Origin of the sequence: Paraburkholderia sp. XV, from assembly GCF_020177535.1 — a bacterium.
GTDB classification, from domain to species: Bacteria; Pseudomonadota; Gammaproteobacteria; order Burkholderiales; family Burkholderiaceae; genus Paraburkholderia; species Paraburkholderia caribensis.
The window spans coordinates 93,007-112,002 of sequence record NZ_JAGUUD010000004.1 but is presented as its reverse complement, the minus strand read 5'-3'; the positions used below and the strand labels follow the sequence as shown (position 1 = coordinate 112,002).

Below are 18,996 nucleotides of genomic sequence, written 5' to 3'. Positions count from 1 at the left end.
ACCGGGCGTGCGCTGAGTTCACCGAGTAATCGGCGAGGACAGCGGCATGAGCGGATATATACTTTTCACGTTGCCCGGCAACGTGCAAAGCATCGTCCGTTCCGGACGCGGGAAGGGGGCGGACACGAGGGGCGGCCTGTTTATTGCGCACAAGAAGCCAGGGCGTGGATGGGCGAGGGAACATATGACTCTGTCGGACTTCATCGAAAGCAACCTGGCCCAGTTCGTCGAAGACTGGACGGCATTTGCGCGCCAACTGACCCCCGCGGACGGTCAGCTCAACGACGAGCAACTGCGAAACTCAGCGCGCGCGCTCCTGACCGGGATTGCAGCCGACATGCGGGAACCGCAGACTGCAGCGCAGCAACAGACCAAATCCTACGGCCATCGCCCAAGCGCGGATTCGCACTTCAACCAGATTGGTCGCGTACACGCCGACGACCGGCGCGCGCACGGCTTCGAGATCAATGCCCTGGTGGCGGAATATCGTGCGTTGCGGGCAAGTGTCCTGCGCAGATGGCAACAGACCTGCCAGTTCGACGCAGCGGCATTTGAGGAGATGATCCGTTTCAATGAGGCAGTGGATCAGATGGTTGCTGAGTCGGTTCAGCAGTTCGCGAAGACGACAGAGCGTATCAGGGATCTGTTCGCGGGTGTCCTTGCACACGATCTGCGCTCGCCGGTGGGCGCGATCGTCAACTCGACCTACGTGATTCTGAAGGACGAGAACCTGTCGCCGACCAGCGTTCGGGCGGCTGCGAACCTGCGACACAGCGCGGAGCGCGTGAAAATGATGGTTGACGATCTTTTCGTCTTCACGCGTACACGCCTCGGGGACACGCTTCCCGTTGATCCCGCCCAGCACGATCTTGAGCGCATCTGCCACGGCGCGGTCGACGAGGTGTGCGCCACGCATCCCGACTCGCACATCAGGGTGGAAGCCCGAGGTGAGCTCATCGGCACGTGCGACGGCGCACGCATGAACCAGCTCGTCGTCAACCTGGTCGCAAACGCCGTTCAGCATGGCTCTGGGCCTGTCCGCGTCGAAGTGGAGGGCGATGGCGAGCGCATAAAGATCGCTGTCTCAAGTGGAGGGCAACCGATACCGCCCGACGCACTGCCCACCCTCTTCGATCCGTTGACGCGCGCAGCGCCTTCGCGGGAACGCAAGCGCGCTTCGCCCGGCATGGGGCTTGGCCTGTATATCTGCCGGTGCATTGCGCACGCCCACCGGGGAACGATTACGGTTGCATCCGATGAGCGCGCAACGGTTTTCACGGTGGACATCCCGCGGTTCGCCGTGCCGAACCGCTGACCCGGACTACGACGCCGGCAAACGGAAGTCTGATGGCTATTGGCCGGTGAGCGGCCGCTTCCTCGCGGATTACCCATTTAACGCTGGCTGAATCCGCACTCTGCAATACGCGAATCTGGCCGCATCAATCTTGCTGAAGCGTCTCGACTGCAGGCGTGAGATCAATAGCGCCACCGCTCGTGGACGGTAGGTCGCGCCCAATGGTGGGCCGGCCTGCCAAACGCAATGCAGTCCGATAGGCCTTTGGCGATCTCCCCGTGATGCGCTTGAAAGCGTGGCTGAACGCGCTCTCGGACGCATACCCCAGTGTCTGAGCGACGACCGAAACCGGCGTGGCGTCGTCTCCCAGTGCGCGTTCCGCCAATCGCATGCGCCAATTGGTCAGATAAGTCAGTGGTGCAACGCCCGCGACGGCTTTGAAGTGAGACGCAAATGTTGTTCGCGACATAGCGCAGGCCTGGGCCAGATCTTCGAGATGCCACGACCGTGCGGGACTCTCATGCATCAAACGGAGCGCAGGAGCGATGCGTGCGTCGCTCAACGCGCGCAGCCATCCAGCGTTCAGCGGCCCCGAGCTCGCCACGTGTGCGCGCAGGATCTCGATGAACAGCAGCTGCGACAGTTGCGCCGACGCGAGTTGCGAGCCGGGCTGCCCTGCCGCTCGCTCCTCCACCAGTCTGTCGAGGAGCCAACTGAAGACCGCCGCTTGCGGCGACGCGGCCTTGATATGGATCCACGGAGGCAAGACGTCCAGCAGCAGCGGGCCGCTGACGGGGTCAAGCAATACGTGTCCTCCGACGTGCGCGAACTCGTTCCCATTTGCTAGCTGCGTGGTCGAGCGTCCGGCGCGAGAGAAGATATCCATCGCTTCAATCGGTTCGGTCTCCAGATCGCTCGAAAGGATCGACCAGCGGGGAGCAGAGAGCAACCCGACATCGCCCGTCTCGAAACGCACCGGCTCGGGTTCGCCCTCGAGCCGTACCCAGCACTTCCCTTTCACAACTGCAAAAAACTTGATCTTGTCGGGAGCGGGGAAGCGCACTGCCCATGGCCCACCAGCCGTAAACCCGCCGGTGACGAGGCTCCGAGCCTGCGTCAGTTTGAGGATGTCGGAGAACGGATCGGTCGTCATCTTCGTACTCTTGCACAAGCAAAACGTACTTTCAAGCATTCTCAGCACGGCGAGCGTGGCTTATCGTGCTGCCTGTCTGGCGGCAGCTTCGACGATGAATTGCCCTGCAGATGTAGGGCTACGCGGTTGATCGCTGAGCCGGCCGACTGATTCAAACGACTTAACCCAAGGATCAAAAATGGACCAGGAAATGGTACTCGTCACCGGCGGAACCGGGTTTATCGCTCAGCATTGCATGCTGGCTTTGCTGAGTCAGGGCTATCAGATCCGCACAACCTTGCGCAACTTGTCGCGGGAAGCAGAAGTCCGGGAGAACCTCAAGACGGGCGGTGCAGAACCAGGAGATCTGTTGTCGTTCGTCGCGGCAGATCTCGGTTCCGACGAGGGATGGGCCGAGGCAATGCGCGGCTGTACCTATGTCATTCACTGCGCTTCTTCAACGCCGTCGGGCAACTACGCCACCCAGAACGACTGGAATAAGCCCGCTGTCGAAGGCAATCTGCGAGTCTTGCGGGCAGCGCGCGACGCAGGTGTGAAGCGCCTCGTGCTGACTTCTGCGTTCGGCGCTGTTGGCTGCGGCCACGAGCCACTCAACAGGCCTTTCAACGATAACGATTGGAGTAATTTGCAAAGCGACCTCGCGCCCTATCAACGGTCAAAGACACTCGCAGAGCAGGCTGCCTGGGATTTCGTGAAGCAGGAGGGCAACGGACTGGAGATGACTGCCGTCAATCCCACGACTGTTTTAGGTCCCGCCCTCGGCCCGGATTACTCGCATTCCATTCGAATGATCAAGAATATGCTGGAAGGCCAGCCCGGGATACCCAGGCTCAACTCGTGTTTTGTCGACGTACGCGATGTCGCCGACTTGCATGTGCGTGCCATGTTGGCGCCGACTGCCGATGGGGAGCGCTTTCTCGCGTCCGCGGGCGAAAGCCTGTGGTTGGCCGATGTCGCCAGGATTCTGCGCAGGCGCATGGGGCCGGCGGCCAGCAAGGTTTCGACGCGCGTGTTGCCCAACTGGCTCGTTCGACTCGGCGCGCGGAAGAACCCTCAGCTGAAGGCCATCGCACCTCTGCTGGGAGTCAACATGAACGCCACGAGCGCGAAGGCGAGAGCACGTCTCGGCTGGAAGCCGCGTTCGGCCGAGGACGCAATCGTTGCGACCGCAGAGAGCCTGGTCCGGCTGAATCTGCTCGGGGCTTAGCCGTCGCGCTCTCGCAAAACGAGAGCCATTGCCTCGGATATCAAATTGATGAGGGATTGCGTTGAGCGCACGTTCGAATAGCGTCAGTGACCGCTAACAGGTCTTTGAGTCCGAATCGTTGATGTCCGCTCAGTCACGCCTTCAGACGCATGTCCGGACACGCGCCGACAGCATATCGGCATATTGCGCGGGCTGCTTCCGAAGCTGGCGACAGAGAACTCAGCGGCGTACGCGAGAACGAACGGGCTGCTGGTTCGAGTCTGCAGACGTTTCCACCGGAAGCCCGGTGAAATGTTCCAGCGATTCTGCGTTCGCGTACAGGCGCTCCAGCAGATCGCGCAGGAAGTCGATTTCCACCTGACTGAAGCAGTTCAGCGCCGTGACTTCGAAGTGCTTCGCAAGCGGCACGATTTTGCGCGTCAACCTCGCGCCTTCGGCGGTAAGCGATAGCTGCACGGCGCGTCCATCCGCCGAACTTTTTTCGCGCAACACCAGGCCTTGCGCGATGAGGCGATCGACGATACGCGAAAGCGCGGACATGTCGACGCAAGCGCGTTCGACCAGTTCCGACAGCCGTTGATGCGGACGATGCCCAAGCGACGCGCACACGCGCCATTCGCTAAGCGACAGGCCGTAGTCGCGCAGCACTTTCGAAAATGAACTGCCCATCCGACTGCCCGCGCGCGCAACCAGGTACGGAATAGCGCGTTCCAGATCATGCTCGATGAGCGGCGGGTTCGGCTTCTTCATGTCATGCCATGTTTTATAGTTGAAGATGCAAGTATATACCATAGGCGGGGCGCGACAGGTACGACCGCATCCAGCTCGTGTTTTCACGCGCTTTGAGACATGAATGTAAGAAACATCGCACGGGTAATCCCTGGTTTATAGTTGAAAAATCAAATATATACTTTCCGGAAATTTAGATGATTTTTCAAGTAAATTACCTGAGACCTGTACCATGAAAGACAAGATCGCGCTGGAAGAACACTTCGCCATCGACCAGACCATCGCCGACTCGCAGGTATATGCACGTCCGGAAGTGTGGACGACGCTGCGCGCCAATCTGCTCGACTTCGAGCAGCAGCGCCTCGAACAGATGGAAGAATGGGGCACCGCATATTCGATCCTGTCGCTGAACTCGCCGGCCGTACAGGCGATTCCGGACGCCGGCCAGGCCAACGACGTTGCGCGCCGCGCCAACGACGTGCTCGCCGAGCAGATCAACCGTCATCCGACGCGCTTCGGCGGTTTTGCCGCGTTGCCCATGCAGGACCCCGAACTCGCCGCGCGCGAACTCGAGCGCTGCGTGAACGAACTGGGCTTTCACGGCTTTCTGGTAAACGGCTTCTCGCAGGTCGGCGACGCAGACACGGTCGTCTACTACGACGATCCGCGCTATGAGGGCTTCTGGGTACGCGCCGCCGCGCTGAACAAGCCGTTCTACATGCATCCGCGCGACCCGCTGCTGTCGCACGCGAAGATATTCGACGGTGCGCACTGGCTGACGGGCCCGACATGGGCGTTTGCGGCCGAAACCAGCATGCACGCGCTGCGCCTGCTGTCGAGCGGGCTTTTCGACCGTCATCCGCGCTTGCAGATGATTCTCGGCCATTTCGGCGAGGGCATTCCGTTCAACATCTGGCGCATCGATCACATCCTGCGCAAGGGCCGCCGCGGCATGCCATGCGAACGTGAGATCGGCGCATACCTGCGGGAGAACGTGTACATCACGACGAGCGGCAATTTCCGCACGCCGACCCTGCTTTCGACGATGCTCGAAGTCGGCAGCGACCGCATCATGTACTCGGTCGACTATCCGTTCGAAAAGCACGAGGACGCAGCGCGCTGGTTCGATCGCTGCGAGATCAGCGAGAACGACCGGCACAAGATTGGCCGGGACAACGCGCGCCGCCTGTTTGGTCTTGCATGAACACGCGCGCGCAACAGCCGGACGCAATCGACGTCGCCGCCACCATCGACGCGCAGCCGGTCGGCGCGTTCCAGAAGCGGCTGATGGTATTGATCGCGCTGTGCGTGGTGGTCGACGGATTCGACGTGCAGTCGATGGGTTTCGTCGCGCCGGCGCTGATCGCATCGTGGCAGGTGTCGCGCGCGGCGATGGGGCCGGTGTTCGGCGCGAGCCTCGTCGGCATGCTGATCGGTTCACTGGCGATGGGGCCGCTTGCCGACCGCGTGGGCCGTCGCCCGGTGCTGCTCGGCTGCACGGCGTTCGTCGGCGCGATGATGATCGCCACCGCCTTCGCGGGTTCGCTCACACATCTGCTCGCGCTGCGTTTCGTGACGGGCGTCGGCCTCGGCGGGATCATGGGTAACGCGGTGGCGCTCGTCAGCGAGTACAGCCCGGCCCGCAAGCGCGCAACGCTGACCATGTGGGTGTCGTGCGGCTTCACGCTTGGCGCGGCGTTCGGCGGCGTCGTGTCGGCGCTGCTGATTCCCGTCGCCGGCTGGCGCGCGGTGTTTGCGCTCGGCGGCGTCGTGCCGCTTCTGATCGCCGCCGTCATGGCGTTCACGCTGCCGGAATCGATGCAGTTCCTGATCGCGCGCGGCGCGCCTGCCGCCCGGGTTGGCGCGCTGTTGCAGCGCGTCGCGCCTTCCGTGCGCGTGGCGATGCACACGCGTTTTGCCGCGCCCGTGCGCGCGCATACGGGAAGCCCTGTCGCCGCGCTCTTCGCGGACGGCCGCGCGCGCGTCACGCTGCTCGCGTGGGGCGTCAATTTCATGAACCTGGTGAACCTGTTCTTTCTTGCGAACTGGCTGCCGACCATCGCAACCGACTTCGGCTATGGCGTCGCCGACGCCGCCATCATCGGCACGACGCTGCAGGTCGGCGGCGTGATCGGCACCCTCGCCATGGGCCCGTTGATCGACCGCTGGGGTTTCTTTCGCGTGCTCGTGCCGGCTTATCTCGTCGCGACTGTGACGATCCTCTCGGTCAGTCACGTCGCCGCTTCGCTGCCGATGCTGCTGGCCATCGTCGCGGCGAGCGGCTTTGCGATCGTCGGCGGACAGCCGGCGAACAATGCGCTGTCGGCCGCGCTTTATCCCGTGACGCTGCGCGCGACGGGCGTCGGCTGGTCTCTCGGCATTGGCCGTGCCGGGTCGATCGTCGGGCCGATCGTCGCGGGCTCGTTGATGCAACTGCACTGGAGCGCGCAGCAACTCTTCTACGCGGCAGCCATTCCCGCGCTGCTGTCGTCGCTGATGTTGTACGCCATGTCGCGCGACGGGCGCCTCATGCTGACGCCAAAGCCATCGACGGAAGCCGCCTGAGCCTGAATGCGCGGCTCGCGTCGCCGTCGTACTTCTTCCTTTCCCACTGGGGTATTCCGATGACGATTTCGCTGCTGGTGAACCGGCAACGGCACACTGTTCCCGCGGCGCCAGAGACGCCGCTGCTTTATGTGCTGCGCAACGATCTCGCGCTGAACGGCGCCAAGTTCGGCTGCGGACAGGCGCAATGCGGTGCATGTACGGTGATGCTCGGCAAGACACCCGTGCGCTCGTGCGTGTTCCCGGTCGGCGCCGTGCGCGGCGAGCCCGTGACGACGGTCGAGGGGCTCGGCACACCTGAGCATCCGCACCCGTTGCAGCAGGCCTTTATCGCCGGGCAGGCGGCGCAGTGCGGTTACTGTTCCAGCGGCATGCTGATGGCGGCCCGGGCATTGCTGGAGGCGAACCCGCACGCCGACGAGAGCGCGGTGCGCGCCGCGCTGGCCGGGCAAAAATGCCGTTGCGGCGCGCACAACCGGATCGTGCGCGCAGTGTTGCGGGCAGCGGAGGCGATGCGCGCATGAACGCCACTGACACATCATCCTCACGCTTTTCTCCATCGCGCCGCCGCTTTGGCAAACAGGCGGGCGCGTTGGTGGCGCTGTTCTCGCTCGCGCCGTTCGCTTCGAATGCGCAAACGTCCGCGCAAGGCGCGCAGAAGGCGCCGATGCCCGTCAGCTTCCGGGAAAACCCGCGACTGACCGGCTGGATTCGCATCGACGATCGGGGTCACGTGACAGTCTTCACGGGCAAGGCCGAACTCGGGCAGGGCATCCTGACTGCGCTGACGCAAATCGCCGCGGAGCAACTGGACGTCGACTTCGCGAGCGTATCGATTCTCTCCGCCGACACGTCCCGTGGCCCGAACGAGGGCTACACCTACGGCAGCCAGTCCGTCGAACAGAGCGGCGCGGCGTTGCAGGCCGCGAGCGCGCAGGCGCGCACGGTGCTGGTCGGCGCGGCGGCGCGGCAACTCGGCGTCGCTGCCGACGCACTGAGCGTACGCGCCGGCGTGATCCACGCGCCGGATGGCCGCACCGTGCGCTACGGCGACCTGGTGCGCGGCGAGCGGTCGCTGCTGGATCGCGCGGTGACGGGCGATGCGCCCGTCAAGCAGCCTGCCGACTATCGGTTGATTGGTCGTTCCATTCCACGCATCGATCTGCCGGCAAAGTTCACGGGCGGTGCCGCCTTTGTGCAGGACATGCGCTTGCCCAGCATGCTGTTCGGCCGCGTGGTGCGTCCGCCGCGCGCGGGCGCCGCGCTGATCGACGTCGATCTCGAGAAGGCGCGGGCGATGCCAGGCGTGGTCGCGGTGATCCGTGACGGCGATTTTCTCGCGCTCGCCGCAGAACGTGAAGAACAGGCAATCGCCGCGCGCGCGGTGCTCGCGAACGCAGCCCGCTGGAGCGACGCGCACGCCGATCTTCCCGATGTCGACGCATTGCCGGCCGCACTGCGCAGCTGGCGCAGCGAAGACACCGTCGCGGCGGCGACTGGCCAGGATGCGCCCGTGCCTTCGGATGTCCGCTGGATCGAAGCGGATTACTCGCGGCCGTATCTGTCGCAGGCTTCGATCGGGCCTTCATGTGCGCTCGCGTGGCTCAAAGGCGCACGCATGACGGTGTGGTCGCACACGCAGGGCGCGTATCCGCTGCGCGGCGATCTTGCGACGGTGCTCGGCATGCCTGTCGATTCCGTCGATGTGGTGCATGTGCCGGGTTCGGGCTGCTATGGCCACAACGGCGCGGACGACGTGGCGCTCGATGCGGCGCTGCTCGCACGTGCCGTCGCGGGCCGTCCCGTGAAGCTGCAATGGATGCGCGACGACGAATTCGCGTGGGCGCCGATCAGTCCCGCGATGTCGATGCGCATCCGGGCCGCGCTGACGCCGCAAGGCCGCATCGCAGACTGGCAGTACGACGTGTGGAGCAACACGCACGCGGCGCGTCCCGGCCAGCCCGGCGGCATCAATCTGCTCGCTGCCTGGCATCTGCAGAAGCCGTTCACGCCGTCGCCGTTCCTGCGCATTCCCCAGCCATTCGGAAACGGCGATCGCAACGCGGTGTCGGTGTATGCGTTGCCGCGACAGCGCGTGGTCAATCATCTGCTGCTTGAATCGCCGATCCGCACCAGTTCGCTGCGCACGCTCGGCGCGTTCGGCAACGTCTTCGCGATCGAGTCGTTCATGGACGAACTGGCACTCGCCGCGAATGCCGACCCCGCCGCGTTCCGCCGCGCGCATCTCAGTGATCCGCGCGCGTTGGCCGTGCTCGATGCGGCGCTCGCAAAGGCGAACTGGCGCGCGGACGAAAAACTGCCACCAGGACGAGGGCGCGGTCTCGCTTATTCGCGTTACAAGAGCATACAGGCGTATGCGGCGGTGATCGTGGATGTGGACGTGGAGCGCCAGAGCGGCGCGGTGAAGATCACGCGCGTCGCCATGGCCGCTGATCTCGGTCGCGTCATCAATCCTGACGGGGCGAAGAACCAGATCGAGGGCGGTGTGCTGCAGGCGCTCAGCTGGTCGCTGAAGGAGCGCGTGAGTTTCGACCGGCGCGAGATCACGACGCGCGGCTGGGACGACTATCCGGTCTTCACCTTCGAAGATGTGCCGCCCGTCGATATCGTGCTGATCGACAGGCCGGACATGCCGTCGCTAGGTGCGGGCGAGTTCTCCGTGGGACCCGCCGCGGCGGCGCTGGCCAATGCGGTTGCGGCGGCGACAGGCGGCCGCGTGCGCGATTTGCCGATGACGCCGCAGCGGGTCAAGGCGGCTTTCGTTGCAGCCTGAATGGCGAAAGCGCGGCTTGTCGCCAGTTGCCGCGCTGCGTGTTCATCATCGTTCGCCGGGCTTAAAAGCGAAGAGCCCGCTGCCGGATAAACCGGCGGCGGGCTCGGCGATCAATCAGCTTTAGCCGACGCGAGGCGGCAAGCGCGTACTTTGTTCGATCACTCGCGCGCCGACGTGCCCGAACGCGGCTCGATCAGCAGCAAAAAGCCGCCGACCATCGCGATGTTCTTGAAGAAGTTGTTCAGTTGCGGATTGAATTGCGCCGGATCGGCGTCCCAGAAGCGATGCGCGACGAACGCGGTCATGAGCGTGTAGACAGCGAGAATCAGCGCGATCTCCCGCTGGCGCCAGCCGAAGATGAGGGCCAGCGAGCCGCCAATCTCAAGCAGTATCACGAGCGGCACGATCGCTTCCGCCATCGGCAGGCCGAGTTTCGCGAAATAGCCCGTCGTTGCCGACCACGTGAGCAACTTGCGGATGCCGGATATCAGGAACAGTGCGGACATCAGCGTGCAGGCAATGCGCAGTCTGGCGGGATGCGTAGCGAGTGTATTCATCGTCGAGGTGTCCTTGCTGGTGAAAATTGACATGTCAGGAAAGCGCGGGCGGCGCGCCGTCGAACGCACGCTGCAGCAGCGCGCGGATGGGCGCCCGTTCGATCGGGCGCGGATTCCAGTACGCGTTCTGGCAGGCGAGATCGGCGGCGCGGTCCAGATCTGCCTCGCGCATGCCAAGCGCGGCAAGCGAAACGGGCGCGCCGTGGTCGCGCGCGAGCGCATAAATGCCGGCGGGCGCGTCGTCGCAGCCGAGCGCGTCGGCAATGCGTGCCATCGCGTGCGGCGCGGCGCTCGCGTTGTACGCAAGCGCGTGCGCGAGTACGGCCGTGTGTGTCGGCGCATGCGGCAAATCGAAACTGCCGCCGAGCGTATGACAGAGCTTGTGATGCAGCGACATGCCAACCGAGCCGAGCACCGACCCGCACAGCCACGCGCCGTACAACGCATCGGCACGCGCTTCACGGTCCGAGGGCGTGCGCGCGATTGTCGGCAGACTGCGCGCGAGGGCGGCGATACCCTCATGCGCGAACAGGCTCGTGACGGGATTCGCGTCGCGTGCGTACAGACCTTCGGCCGCATGTGCGATGGCATTGATGCCGCTCGTCAGCGACAGCGCGGCGGGCAGCGTCAAGGTGAGTTCGGGATCGTAGACGACGGTTCGGGGCAGCACGCTCATGTCGCTGCCCGTGCGCTTCAGGCCGTCTTCCGTGAGACCGTAGATGGGCGTCATCTCGCTGCCTGCGTAAGTGGTCGGTACGGCGATCACGGGCAGCCCGCTCGTCAGCGCAATGGCTTTTGCAAGGCCGATTGCGGAGCCACCGCCCGCCGCGATCAGGCAATCCGCGCGCAGTTGTGCGGCGGCCTCGCGCGCCTCGCGGGCCAGCGCGGCCGGCACGTGCATCGCGGCGCGATCGAAGAGCCCCGCGCTCGCGCTTCCGAGCGCGACCGAAAGCGCTTCGCCCAGCGCGCGCTGCTCCGCACCGCAGATCACGAGCGCGCGACGGGCGCCGAGCAGACGCACTTCTTCGGCGAGGGTCGAACGCTTGCCGGCGCCGAACACCACACGCACGGCGCGGCCTGTATAGACGAACTCAGTTGTGTGCATGACGCGTGTCCTCGGTTGCATAGTCGACCTGAAAGCGCGCGATACGAATATCGCCGAGCGCCGCTTTCATGCGCAGATGGGCGGGATGCGTCGCGTAGCCATCCAGCGCGCTCTGCGATTCGAAATCGGCGACGAGCACGGCATCGCACGCGTAGTCGACGCCGCTCGTGTCGAGACCGAGTTCGATCGACAGCATGCCGGGAATCTCGCCGCGCATCGCTTCCACCGATGTCTTCACGAGCCTGCGCGCGGCGTCGCGCTCGACGGGCGAGTCGCCGCGCAGCTTCCACATCACGACATGGCGGATCACTTGTTGTCTCCTTGAGGGTTGGCCGGGTTGCGTGGGTTCAACACGAAGCGGTAATCGAGCGTGTAGAAGGGCACGTCCATCCGCGTGGAGTCGGGCGCGATGCCCGCTTCGTGCTGGTTCCAGTCGACCACCAGCGACGAGCGCACGCCGAACACCGCGTCGCTGTCGAGGTAGCGATCGCCGTTGCGGAACACATGGGTGATCAGTGGTTCGTAGCCGTCGGCCTGAATCCAGAAGTGCAGATGCGCGGGCCGCCACGGATGCCGGCCGAGCGCGTCGAGCATCCTGCCGACCGGGCCGTCATGTGGGATTGGATAGGCTTGCGCGAGGATCGAGCGGAAATGGAACGTGCCGTCGGCAGCGGTGCGCAGACGGCCGCGCGCTTGTGGCTCGATGCGGCCTGTCGGGTCCGGGTCGTGTTGCACGTCGTAGAAGCCGTGTTCGTCGGATTGCCATACGTCGAGTTGCGCGCCGCCGACCGGCTCGCCGTCGATCCCGACCACGCTGCCGCTGACGAAGCATGGTGCGCCGGCTGCGCCGTTCGCAATGTCGTCGCCGGGCGCGTATTCCGGCGCATCCGCCACGAAGAACGGGCCGAGCACGGTGGCTTCCGTGCACGCAGCCGGCTTGCGGTGATTCTGCGTCGTCACGAGCATGGACAGGCCCAGCGTGTCGGACAGCAGCACGAATTCCTGGCGGCGATCGTCGGTGATATGACCGGCCTCGGTGAGAAAGCGGATCGCATGGAACCACTCGTCCTCGGTGAGCTTCACGTCGCGCGCAAAGGTATGCAGATGCTGCACGAGGCTCGTCATGACAGTGCGCAGGCGCTCGTCGTCGCAGTGCGACATGGACGCGATCACGGCCTGGGTGATGGTGTCTTCGTTGATGTTGCGCATAGGTCTCCTCCACAAGTGTCCCGGTACTGTAATCGTGCCGCGTGTTGAGAAATATGATCGTCGCGGAAAACATTCTTCCGCTCAGCGGATAAAAGCGGCGATCACAAGAGAGATCACAAGAGAGAGTCGTCATGGATCGCTTCGCACAGATGGAATTTTTCGTATTGACCGCCGATCTCGGCAGCCTGACGCGCGCGGCAGAGCGGCTCTGCCTGTCGAACGCGGCGGCGAGCCGGATGCTGAGCGCGCTCGAGAACCGGCTCGGCGTGCGGCTTCTCGAACGCACGACGCGGCGCCTGTGGCTCACCGATGCCGGTCGCGAGTATCACCGGCGATGCAGCGCGCTGCTCGCCGAAGCGGCCGCCGCCGATGCGGCAGCGGGGGAACTGAGTGCGCGCCCTCGCGGCGTATTGCGCGTCACGTGCTCGGTGTCGTTTGCGTTGTTGCACATCGCGCCGTGGCTGCCGGGCTTTCACGAATGCAACCCCGAGTTGCGCGTGCAGATCGAAGCGGCCAACCGCTATCCGAACTTCATCGAGGCAGGCATCGACGTCGCGGTGCGCACGCGTGAGCACGAAGGCGATTCGGGCATGATGGTGCAGAAACTGGCGCAGACACGCCGCGTGTTCGCGGCATCGCCGGCGTACCTGGCTCGACGCGGCTGGCCCGAGACGCCGGAAGCACTGGCCTCGCATGATCTGCTGGTCTACACGCACGCAGCCGATCCGTATGTCTTGCATCTGCACAAAGGCGACCAGTTGCGGGAAGTGCGCATCACGCCCGTGTTCGAATCGAACGAAGGCCAGGTGATCTGCGCGGCGGCCCGCGCAGGCATGGGCATTCTGGTCCAGCCGCTCTACATCGTGCGCGACGACATCGTCGCAGGGCGGCTCGTGCCGGTGCTCGAAGACTGGCAGTTGCCGCCGCTCACCGTCAATCTCGCGTATCAGAGCCGGCGCCATCAGCCGGCGAAGATTCGCGTGTTTGCCGAGGCGCTGCGAGAACATATGAAGTCGTCCGATCTGCAGGCTTCGTGGCATGTACGCGGTGCGTGACGGCGGAGCGCGTTTGCGCGAGTGAGCAAGGTCTTGCAAATCCGTCTCGGCGCAGTTCCTGTCGCCGCGGAGCACGGAACAATGCCTGCAGAATAGCGTCGACGTTCATGTCGGGATGGTCGGCACGGAATTTCGCCGGTCGCGGCACCAGCCAGCGCAGTGTGAATGTCGCCGGCGCCTTCACGGACAGGGATCGGGAAACGGCTCGGGTGCCGTGCATCGCGTGCAGCCCAGCGGCGGCTTACCTAAGATTGCCGGGTCGCCCGCAGCCTCGAACGCCCGTAGTGAATTGAGCGGCGGCAATGCGCGCTTCATTCGAATGAGTTTATCTAACGCGAACAGGCAAATTATCTGGTTTGTTAGCGGGCTACGAGATCGATATCCTTCTCGTTGAAATAAATGAAGCCATCTTGTTCCTCTCCAATCCGACATCCGCATGCTCAGTTACACCAGCGGCATCGTGCTTTTCGCCGCGATGCTTCACGCAAGCTGGAACGCAATGCTGCACGGCAACCGCGACCGCTTTTTTTCGATGACGTGGATGAGCATCGCCATCGCGGCCGTTTCCACGCTGATTGCGCTGTCCACGCCGTGGCCGACCCGCGCCGCGTGGCCGTACATCGGCGCATCGGGGCTCGTGCACGTGTTGTACAACGTGAGTCTCGTGCGCTCGTATCGCCACAACGACCTGGCGCTCGCGTATCCGATCGCGCGCGGCTCGTCGCCGCTGCTCGTCACGCTCGGCGCGGCGCTGTTCGCGCACGAGGCGATCGGCCCGCTGCATGTGCTCGGCGTCGTGATGATCTCAGGCGGGATCATCGCGATCGCGCTGCAGGGGCGTCAGGTGTCGCGCGCGGGGACGCTGGCCGCGCTGACGACGGGCGCGACGATCGCGCTCTATACCGTGATCGACGGCATCGGCGTGAGGTTGTCCGACGGCCGGTCACTCAACTACACCGCGTGGATGTTCCTCTTCTATTGGCTGATGCCGCTGCTGTTCGTCGCAACGCGCGGGTTTGCGCCGCTATGGACGCCAGTGCGCGCCGAGCCGTTGTCGATCGGTTCGTCGCTGGTCGGCGGGCTGGTGTCGATCGCCGCGTACGGCATCGTGATCTGGGCGATGCAGTCGGGCGCGATGGGCGCAGTATCGGCGTTGCGCGAGACCAGCGTGGTGTTCGCGGTGCTGATCGGGCGAGTGTGTCTGCGCGAAACGGTAAGCGCAAAGCGATGGCTCGCGTGCGTCGTCGTAGCCGCCGGCGCGGTTTGTCTGGGACTTTGACATGAAGGCAAATGCATCGCGGGTTTTTCGTGCGGGCCGCACGATTCGATGCCTATGCGAAGGAGAGCGTCATGCTTGAACGTAGTCGGTGCCCGGCGGATACGTCGCGCGGCATGACCGTCGGACCATTCATCACCATCAGGACATATTTATGACGAAGCCTGAACATCCAACCGTCGCGCTCGTGGGTCCGGGCGCAATCGGCACGACCATAGCGGCAGCGCTTCATGAGGCAGGACGCACGCCTGCACTGTTCGGCCGCACCGCGCACGAGCGCCTGGAGCTTCGCTTCGACGGCGGCCGTATTGTCGTGCCGGGTCCTGTGCAGAACGATCCGGCGAAGATCGAAACCAGATTCGACCTTGTTTTCGTCGCGGTCAAGTCGACGCAGATCGCGGCCACCGCACCATGGCTTTCTGCCTTGTGCAATGAGAAGACCGTCGTTTGCGTACTGCAAAACGGCGTCGAGCAGAAATCGCTCATCGCGCCGTACTTGCCGGGCAGCCCGGTACTGCCCTCTGTCGTGTGGTTTCCCGCTCAACGTGAAGCGGACGCGTCGGTGTGGCTGCGCGCCAGGGCGCGCCTCACCTTGCCAGACGTACCCGAAAACAGCGCCGTGCTCGCAGCGCTGTACGGCACGCGATGCGCGGTCGACGTAGCTGCCGACTTCGTCTCCGTCGCGTGGAGAAAGCTTTTGCAGAATGCGGTCGCAGGTTTGATGGTTCTGACAGGACGCCGATCCGGCATGTTCTCCCGAGCCGACATCGCCACATTGTCTTTGGCCTATCTGCGGGAATGTCTGGACGTCGCCCGTGCGGAAGGCGCCACGCTGGGCGACGAGGTGCCGCAAGAGATCGTCGATGCGTTTCAACGCTACCCGGCCGACATGGGTACATCCATCCTTGCGGACCGGCAGACAGGCCGTCCGCTCGAATGGGACTGCCGCAACGGAGTCGTGCAGCGATGCGGTCGCGCTCGCGGCGTCCCGACGCCGATCAGCGATCTGGTAGTACCGCTTCTTGCAGCGGCTAGTGACGGTCCTGGCTGATGCCGACGGGCAAAGTTCGATCCCTGGTATCACTCATCAATGGCAGGTGGCATGGGAAACGGTAACGGAGTCGTAGTCGTAGCCTGACGCGAGCGGCAGCGCAACGATGGCGAGACCACGTCGGCTTGCTAATGTGGCTCTGTGGAGTCGCGAGGCGTGGTCACGATTGCGACAGACGACGGGATTGTAAGGGTTCATGCGCAGAGGCATCGCGCCGAGGCGTTGCAGGTCGATCGTCCTGTCGACGAGACGGGCGGTCGAAGCTGTGCTGCCCATGATGATCGCCGAAGACTTCGGCGCGTTTTTGCAGGCCATGCCCGGTTCGCGGGCTTGCGCGTCTCGAACTGCCTGGTCACCACGCATAGCAGCCGCTCGTAAGGCACAGTAAGGACGCCGTTTGAATCGTTGCGCCGGAAAACACTCTCACCGTGTTTGGGGAGTGTTTGATGAAAAAAACCGTATCGGTCTTGTTGCTTGCTGCTTCATCTGTCGTTGCTCAAACTCAGGCGTTCGCGCAATACGCGCCCGGCGATGACGGCGGTCCGGGCCGTCATCCCGCTGCCGAAGAACGCGGCGGTCCCGATGGCGGTCCCGGCGGCCCTGGTGGTCCCGGCGGTCCGCAGTATGCTGGCGGGCCCGTTCGCGCGGAAGCATCGCGTGGTCCCGTACCGCACCGTGACTGGCATCGCGGCGACCGCTTGCCGCCCGACTATCGCCGTTCGCAATATGTCGTCGACGACTGGCGCGGCTATGATCTCCAGCCACCGCCGTCGGGCTATCACTGGGTGCAGGTCAATGGCGACTTCGTGCTTGTCGCGATCGCGACGGGTGTGATTTCGAGCATCCTGCTCGCGCCGCATCGCTGATCCATGAAAAATGCCGCCCGCTGCGGGCGGCATTTCATCCAGACACTGCGTGAAAGAAGAAGCGCCGCCGGCTAGGCTTCGCGCCCGAACGTCAGCGTCACGCGAAACCCGCCATCGGGCGCGTTATCGCATTCGAAGTGTCCGCCGTTGTAGCGTGTGAGCCGCCGCACGATTGCGAGGCCGAGGCCGCAATGCGCGTCGCCGCCGCGCGCCGGATCGAGGCGCGTGAACGGCTGCAATGCGCGTTCGAGCTGCTCGCCCGGAATGCCCACGCCATGATCGCGCACCGAGAGCGTGTAGATGCCGTTATGCGCGGAGGTCGAAATCTCGACGGGCGGCTCGCCGTAGTTCATCGCGTTTTCGATCAGATTCGACAGTATCCGGTCGAGGTCCACGAGCGGCAGATTGAAACCCTCACCCGCGTTCAGATGCAGGCGCACGAGTGCTTCATCGTCCAGCCCGTCACCATAGTGACGGCGGCAATGCGCATCGACATTCGCGGGCGGCGAAGGATCGGCCGTATCGCGCGCATAGTCGAGAAACTGCGTGACGATGCGCGACAGCGACTCGGCATCGCGCAGGAAGCCGCTGCGGTTCGCCGCGTCGGGCAACAGGTCCGCGCGCACCTGCATGCGCGTGATCGGCGCGCGCAGATCGTGCGCGACGCCCGCCAGCATCACGGCACGCTCCTGCTCGGACTGCGCGAGCTCGCGCATCATCTGGTTGAAGTCGCCGATCAGCGCGCGCATTTCGGCGGGACCGCTCTGCGTCACGGGCGGCACCCGCCGGCCCACTCTGAATTCGCGCGCCGCATCCGCCAGCCTGTGCAACGGACGCTGAAACTGCCACGCAGCCAGCAGCGCCGCGCAAACGGCCAGCACCAGCATCACCAGCGACGACCCGACAAAGCGCATGCCCGGCAGATTCGCGTTGCGCATGAAGAGCCAGTACGGCTCGTGGCCATACCGTATCCACAGCGAGCCCGTGTGCGGATCGAACACCACGCGGCTGCCTTCGGGCATGCGCGGCAGGAGATCGCGCTCGAACGGCGCGTGGGAGCCCGTGCAGCCGTTCGGACAGCCCGAGCGAACCAGGTCTGCCTCAGGGATGTATTCGATGCCGAGTGTCTGCGCGACGTGCTGCGCGGCGGCCTCGCCATCGTGCCTGGCCTGCACGGCCAGCAGCACGTCGCGGCGAGCATGCTCGGCGTCGATATGGCCGCGCTCGCGGTCGACGACGAACAGCGAGGTCACGTGCACGGCCACGATCAGGCCGACCGTCAACGTCGCGAGACGGCCGAACAGCGTGTTGAACGGGTTTTTCATTGCGATGCGCTGTCGCCGCCTTCGCCGGCATCGTCGCCGTCGCCGCCTTCGCCCGGCACGAACATATAGCCGATGCCGCGCATCGTCTGGATGCGGCGCGGCGCGGCCGGGTCGTCTTCGAGCAGACGCCGCAGACGCCACACGGGCACGTCGATGCCGCGTTCCGTCACTTCCGAATCCGGGCCGTGCAGCAGATCGACGATACGCGTGCGCGACAGTGTTTCCATCGGATGCTGCGCGAACACTTCGAGCAGCGCGTACTCGCTGCCCGTCAGCTTGACGGGTTCGTTGTCGCAAAACAGCGTACGCGAGGCGAAGTCGAGCCGGAAGCGTCCGAACACGAGCGCCTCGCGATGCTCCACGGGCGGCGCATCGGGATGCAGCTTGTGACGGCGCAGCACGGCGTGAATGCGGGCGAGCAATTCCTGCGGCATGAACGGCTTGCCGAGATAATCGTCCGCGCCGAGTTCGAGGCCGATCACGCGGTCCACGCCGTCGGCGCGCGCCGTCAGCATGACGACGGGAATCGTGTCGCCGCTCGCGCGCAACTGCTTGAGCGCCGTGAGCCCGTCGACGCCGGGCATCATCAGGTCGAGCACGATGATCGACGGGCGCTCGCGTTCGAGCCTGCGCGCGAGATGCGTGGCGTCGTGCAGCACCGAGAATTCGATGCCGCGTTGCTGGAAGAAGTTGCGAAGCAGGTCGCGCAGGTCGGCGTCGTCGTCGACGAGCAATACCTGGATGGGCGTGTCGGGCATGATGTGAGCAGGCTGCGCCGGCGCTTCGCCGCCTTGGGCGGGGCAGCGTCGT

At 64.5% G+C, this 18,996-nt stretch carries 19 protein-coding genes and 1 pseudogene; 10 read left to right on the top strand and 10 right to left on the bottom strand.

Annotation, left to right across the window (positions count from 1 at the left end; all coding sequences use genetic code 11):
- Positions 1–184 precede the first annotated feature (184 nt).
- Positions 185–1,315: a sensor histidine kinase gene (locus tag KFO72_RS03700; RefSeq protein WP_225031418.1), complete on the top strand. Its 1,131-nt coding sequence runs from the start codon at positions 185–187 to the stop codon at positions 1,313–1,315.
- Positions 1,316–1,439: 124 nt separating this feature from the next.
- Here KFO72_RS03700 and KFO72_RS03695 read toward each other — a convergent pair whose 3' ends face one another.
- Complete coding sequence (locus KFO72_RS03695; RefSeq protein WP_082845631.1) at positions 1,440–2,486, bottom strand: AraC family transcriptional regulator; 1,047 nt, start codon at positions 2,484–2,486, stop codon at positions 1,440–1,442.
- Positions 2,487–2,625: 139 nt separating this feature from the next.
- On the opposite strand from KFO72_RS03695, the gene KFO72_RS03690 reads away from it, so the two are divergent.
- Entirely contained in the window at positions 2,626–3,654 is a 1,029-nt protein-coding gene (locus KFO72_RS03690; RefSeq protein ID WP_062918747.1) for an SDR family oxidoreductase, read from the top strand.
- A gap of 219 nt (positions 3,655–3,873) precedes the next feature.
- Here the strand turns inward: KFO72_RS03690 and KFO72_RS03685 are convergent, their stop codons facing one another.
- Positions 3,874–4,404, bottom strand: coding sequence for a MarR family winged helix-turn-helix transcriptional regulator (locus KFO72_RS03685; RefSeq protein WP_054931315.1), 531 nt, complete (start codon positions 4,402–4,404; stop codon positions 3,874–3,876).
- A gap of 211 nt (positions 4,405–4,615) precedes the next feature.
- On the opposite strand from KFO72_RS03685, the gene KFO72_RS03680 reads away from it, so the two are divergent.
- Genes KFO72_RS03680 through KFO72_RS03665 form a run of 4 tightly spaced genes read left to right on the top strand, consistent with a single transcriptional unit; the run spans position 4,616 to position 9,742 of the window.
- On the top strand, positions 4,616–5,587 hold the full coding sequence (locus KFO72_RS03680; RefSeq protein ID WP_225031417.1) for an amidohydrolase family protein: 972 nt from the start codon (positions 4,616–4,618) through the stop codon (positions 5,585–5,587).
- The gene (locus KFO72_RS03675) at positions 5,584–6,948 is read left to right on the top strand and encodes an MFS transporter (protein ID WP_225031416.1); all 1,365 of its coding nucleotides are present in this window, start codon (positions 5,584–5,586) and stop codon (positions 6,946–6,948) included. The genes KFO72_RS03680 and KFO72_RS03675 overlap by 4 nt, the downstream gene beginning before the upstream one ends.
- Positions 6,949–7,007: 59 nt before the next feature.
- Positions 7,008–7,472: a (2Fe-2S)-binding protein gene (locus KFO72_RS03670; protein WP_225031415.1), complete on the top strand. Its 465-nt coding sequence runs from the start codon at positions 7,008–7,010 to the stop codon at positions 7,470–7,472.
- The gene (locus tag KFO72_RS03665) at positions 7,469–9,742 is read left to right on the top strand and encodes a xanthine dehydrogenase family protein molybdopterin-binding subunit (protein ID WP_225031414.1); all 2,274 of its coding nucleotides are present in this window, start codon (positions 7,469–7,471) and stop codon (positions 9,740–9,742) included. Before KFO72_RS03670 ends, KFO72_RS03665 begins: the two co-directional genes overlap by 4 nt.
- A gap of 158 nt (positions 9,743–9,900) precedes the next feature.
- On the opposite strand, the gene KFO72_RS03660 is transcribed toward KFO72_RS03665, so the two are convergent.
- Genes KFO72_RS03660 through KFO72_RS03645 form a run of 4 tightly spaced genes read right to left on the bottom strand, consistent with a single transcriptional unit; the run spans position 9,901 to position 12,613 of the window.
- A complete protein-coding gene (locus KFO72_RS03660) occupies positions 9,901–10,299 on the bottom strand; it encodes a DoxX family protein (RefSeq protein WP_107201213.1) in 399 nt (132 codons plus the stop codon).
- Positions 10,300–10,333: 34 nt separating this feature from the next.
- Positions 10,334–11,404 carry a maleylacetate reductase gene (locus KFO72_RS03655; RefSeq protein WP_225031413.1) on the bottom strand — a complete coding sequence of 357 codons (1,071 nt, stop codon included), beginning with the start codon at positions 11,402–11,404 and terminating at the stop codon, positions 10,334–10,336.
- Positions 11,391–11,714: a Dabb family protein gene (locus KFO72_RS03650; protein ID WP_156516850.1), complete on the bottom strand. Its 324-nt coding sequence runs from the start codon at positions 11,712–11,714 to the stop codon at positions 11,391–11,393. Before KFO72_RS03650 ends, KFO72_RS03655 begins: the two co-directional genes overlap by 14 nt.
- Positions 11,711–12,613: an intradiol ring-cleavage dioxygenase gene (locus KFO72_RS03645; protein ID WP_225031412.1), complete on the bottom strand. Its 903-nt coding sequence runs from the start codon at positions 12,611–12,613 to the stop codon at positions 11,711–11,713. Before KFO72_RS03645 ends, KFO72_RS03650 begins: the two co-directional genes overlap by 4 nt.
- Before the next feature lie 131 nt (positions 12,614–12,744).
- Here KFO72_RS03645 and KFO72_RS03640 point away from each other — a divergent pair, with 131 nt between their 5' ends.
- Positions 12,745–13,668, top strand: a complete 924-nt coding sequence (locus KFO72_RS03640) for a LysR family transcriptional regulator (protein ID WP_054931310.1) — start codon at positions 12,745–12,747, stop codon at positions 13,666–13,668.
- A 100-nt stretch (positions 13,669–13,768) separates the two neighbouring features.
- Here KFO72_RS03640 and KFO72_RS03635 read toward each other — a convergent pair.
- Positions 13,769–13,983, bottom strand: a pseudogene (locus KFO72_RS03635) (hypothetical protein); the annotation flags it as partial.
- 121 nt (positions 13,984–14,104) lie between these two features.
- On the opposite strand from KFO72_RS03635, the gene KFO72_RS03630 reads away from it, so the two are divergent.
- Positions 14,105–14,947, top strand: a complete 843-nt coding sequence (locus KFO72_RS03630; protein ID WP_225031411.1) for a DMT family transporter — start codon at positions 14,105–14,107, stop codon at positions 14,945–14,947.
- Between the two features lie 151 nt (positions 14,948–15,098).
- Entirely contained in the window at positions 15,099–15,995 is an 897-nt protein-coding gene (locus tag KFO72_RS03625; protein WP_060609435.1) for an oxidoreductase, read from the top strand.
- 36 nt (positions 15,996–16,031) lie between these two features.
- On the opposite strand, the gene KFO72_RS03620 is transcribed toward KFO72_RS03625, so the two are convergent.
- Positions 16,032–16,358: a hypothetical protein gene (locus KFO72_RS03620; protein ID WP_060609432.1), complete on the bottom strand. Its 327-nt coding sequence runs from the start codon at positions 16,356–16,358 to the stop codon at positions 16,032–16,034.
- Positions 16,359–16,441: 83 nt separating this feature from the next.
- On the opposite strand from KFO72_RS03620, the gene KFO72_RS03615 reads away from it, so the two are divergent.
- Positions 16,442–16,861: an RcnB family protein gene (locus tag KFO72_RS03615; RefSeq protein WP_060609429.1), complete on the top strand. Its 420-nt coding sequence runs from the start codon at positions 16,442–16,444 to the stop codon at positions 16,859–16,861.
- A 71-nt stretch (positions 16,862–16,932) separates the two neighbouring features.
- Here the strand turns inward: KFO72_RS03615 and KFO72_RS03610 are convergent, their stop codons facing one another.
- The gene (locus tag KFO72_RS03610) at positions 16,933–18,186 is read right to left on the bottom strand and encodes an ATP-binding protein (protein ID WP_107201167.1); all 1,254 of its coding nucleotides are present in this window, start codon (positions 18,184–18,186) and stop codon (positions 16,933–16,935) included.
- Entirely contained in the window at positions 18,183–18,944 is a 762-nt protein-coding gene (locus tag KFO72_RS03605; RefSeq protein WP_060609423.1) for a response regulator, read from the bottom strand. The genes KFO72_RS03610 and KFO72_RS03605 overlap by 4 nt, the downstream gene beginning before the upstream one ends.
- Positions 18,945–18,996: the final 52 nt, after the last annotated feature.

Bases quoted from the DNA above. Each gene is read 5' to 3' on its own strand.
- KFO72_RS03605 (WP_060609423.1), bottom strand. From the start codon at position 18,944: ATGCCCGACACGCCCATCCAGGTATTGCTCGTCGACGACGACGCCGAC.
- KFO72_RS03675 (WP_225031416.1), top strand. From the start codon at position 5,584: ATGAACACGCGCGCGCAACAGCCGGACGCAATCGACGTCGCCGCCACC.
- KFO72_RS03645 (WP_225031412.1), bottom strand. From the start codon at position 12,613: ATGCGCAACATCAACGAAGACACCATCACCCAGGCCGTGATCGCGTCC.
- KFO72_RS03700 (WP_225031418.1), top strand. From the start codon at position 185: ATGACTCTGTCGGACTTCATCGAAAGCAACCTGGCCCAGTTCGTCGAA.
- KFO72_RS03660 (WP_107201213.1), bottom strand. From the start codon at position 10,299: ATGAATACACTCGCTACGCATCCCGCCAGACTGCGCATTGCCTGCACG.
- KFO72_RS03630 (WP_225031411.1), top strand. From the start codon at position 14,105: ATGCTCAGTTACACCAGCGGCATCGTGCTTTTCGCCGCGATGCTTCAC.
- KFO72_RS03690 (WP_062918747.1), top strand. From the start codon at position 2,626: ATGGACCAGGAAATGGTACTCGTCACCGGCGGAACCGGGTTTATCGCT.
- KFO72_RS03625 (WP_060609435.1), top strand. From the start codon at position 15,099: ATGACGAAGCCTGAACATCCAACCGTCGCGCTCGTGGGTCCGGGCGCA.
- KFO72_RS03640 (WP_054931310.1), top strand. From the start codon at position 12,745: ATGGATCGCTTCGCACAGATGGAATTTTTCGTATTGACCGCCGATCTC.
- KFO72_RS03665 (WP_225031414.1), top strand. From the start codon at position 7,469: ATGAACGCCACTGACACATCATCCTCACGCTTTTCTCCATCGCGCCGC.
- KFO72_RS03685 (WP_054931315.1), bottom strand. From the start codon at position 4,404: ATGAAGAAGCCGAACCCGCCGCTCATCGAGCATGATCTGGAACGCGCT.
- KFO72_RS03670 (WP_225031415.1), top strand. From the start codon at position 7,008: ATGACGATTTCGCTGCTGGTGAACCGGCAACGGCACACTGTTCCCGCG.
- KFO72_RS03610 (WP_107201167.1), bottom strand. From the start codon at position 18,186: ATGAAAAACCCGTTCAACACGCTGTTCGGCCGTCTCGCGACGTTGACG.
- KFO72_RS03680 (WP_225031417.1), top strand. From the start codon at position 4,616: ATGAAAGACAAGATCGCGCTGGAAGAACACTTCGCCATCGACCAGACC.
- KFO72_RS03655 (WP_225031413.1), bottom strand. From the start codon at position 11,404: ATGCACACAACTGAGTTCGTCTATACAGGCCGCGCCGTGCGTGTGGTG.
- KFO72_RS03620 (WP_060609432.1), bottom strand. From the start codon at position 16,358: ATGCGTGGTGACCAGGCAGTTCGAGACGCGCAAGCCCGCGAACCGGGC.
- KFO72_RS03615 (WP_060609429.1), top strand. From the start codon at position 16,442: ATGAAAAAAACCGTATCGGTCTTGTTGCTTGCTGCTTCATCTGTCGTT.
- KFO72_RS03695 (WP_082845631.1), bottom strand. From the start codon at position 2,486: ATGCTTGAAAGTACGTTTTGCTTGTGCAAGAGTACGAAGATGACGACC.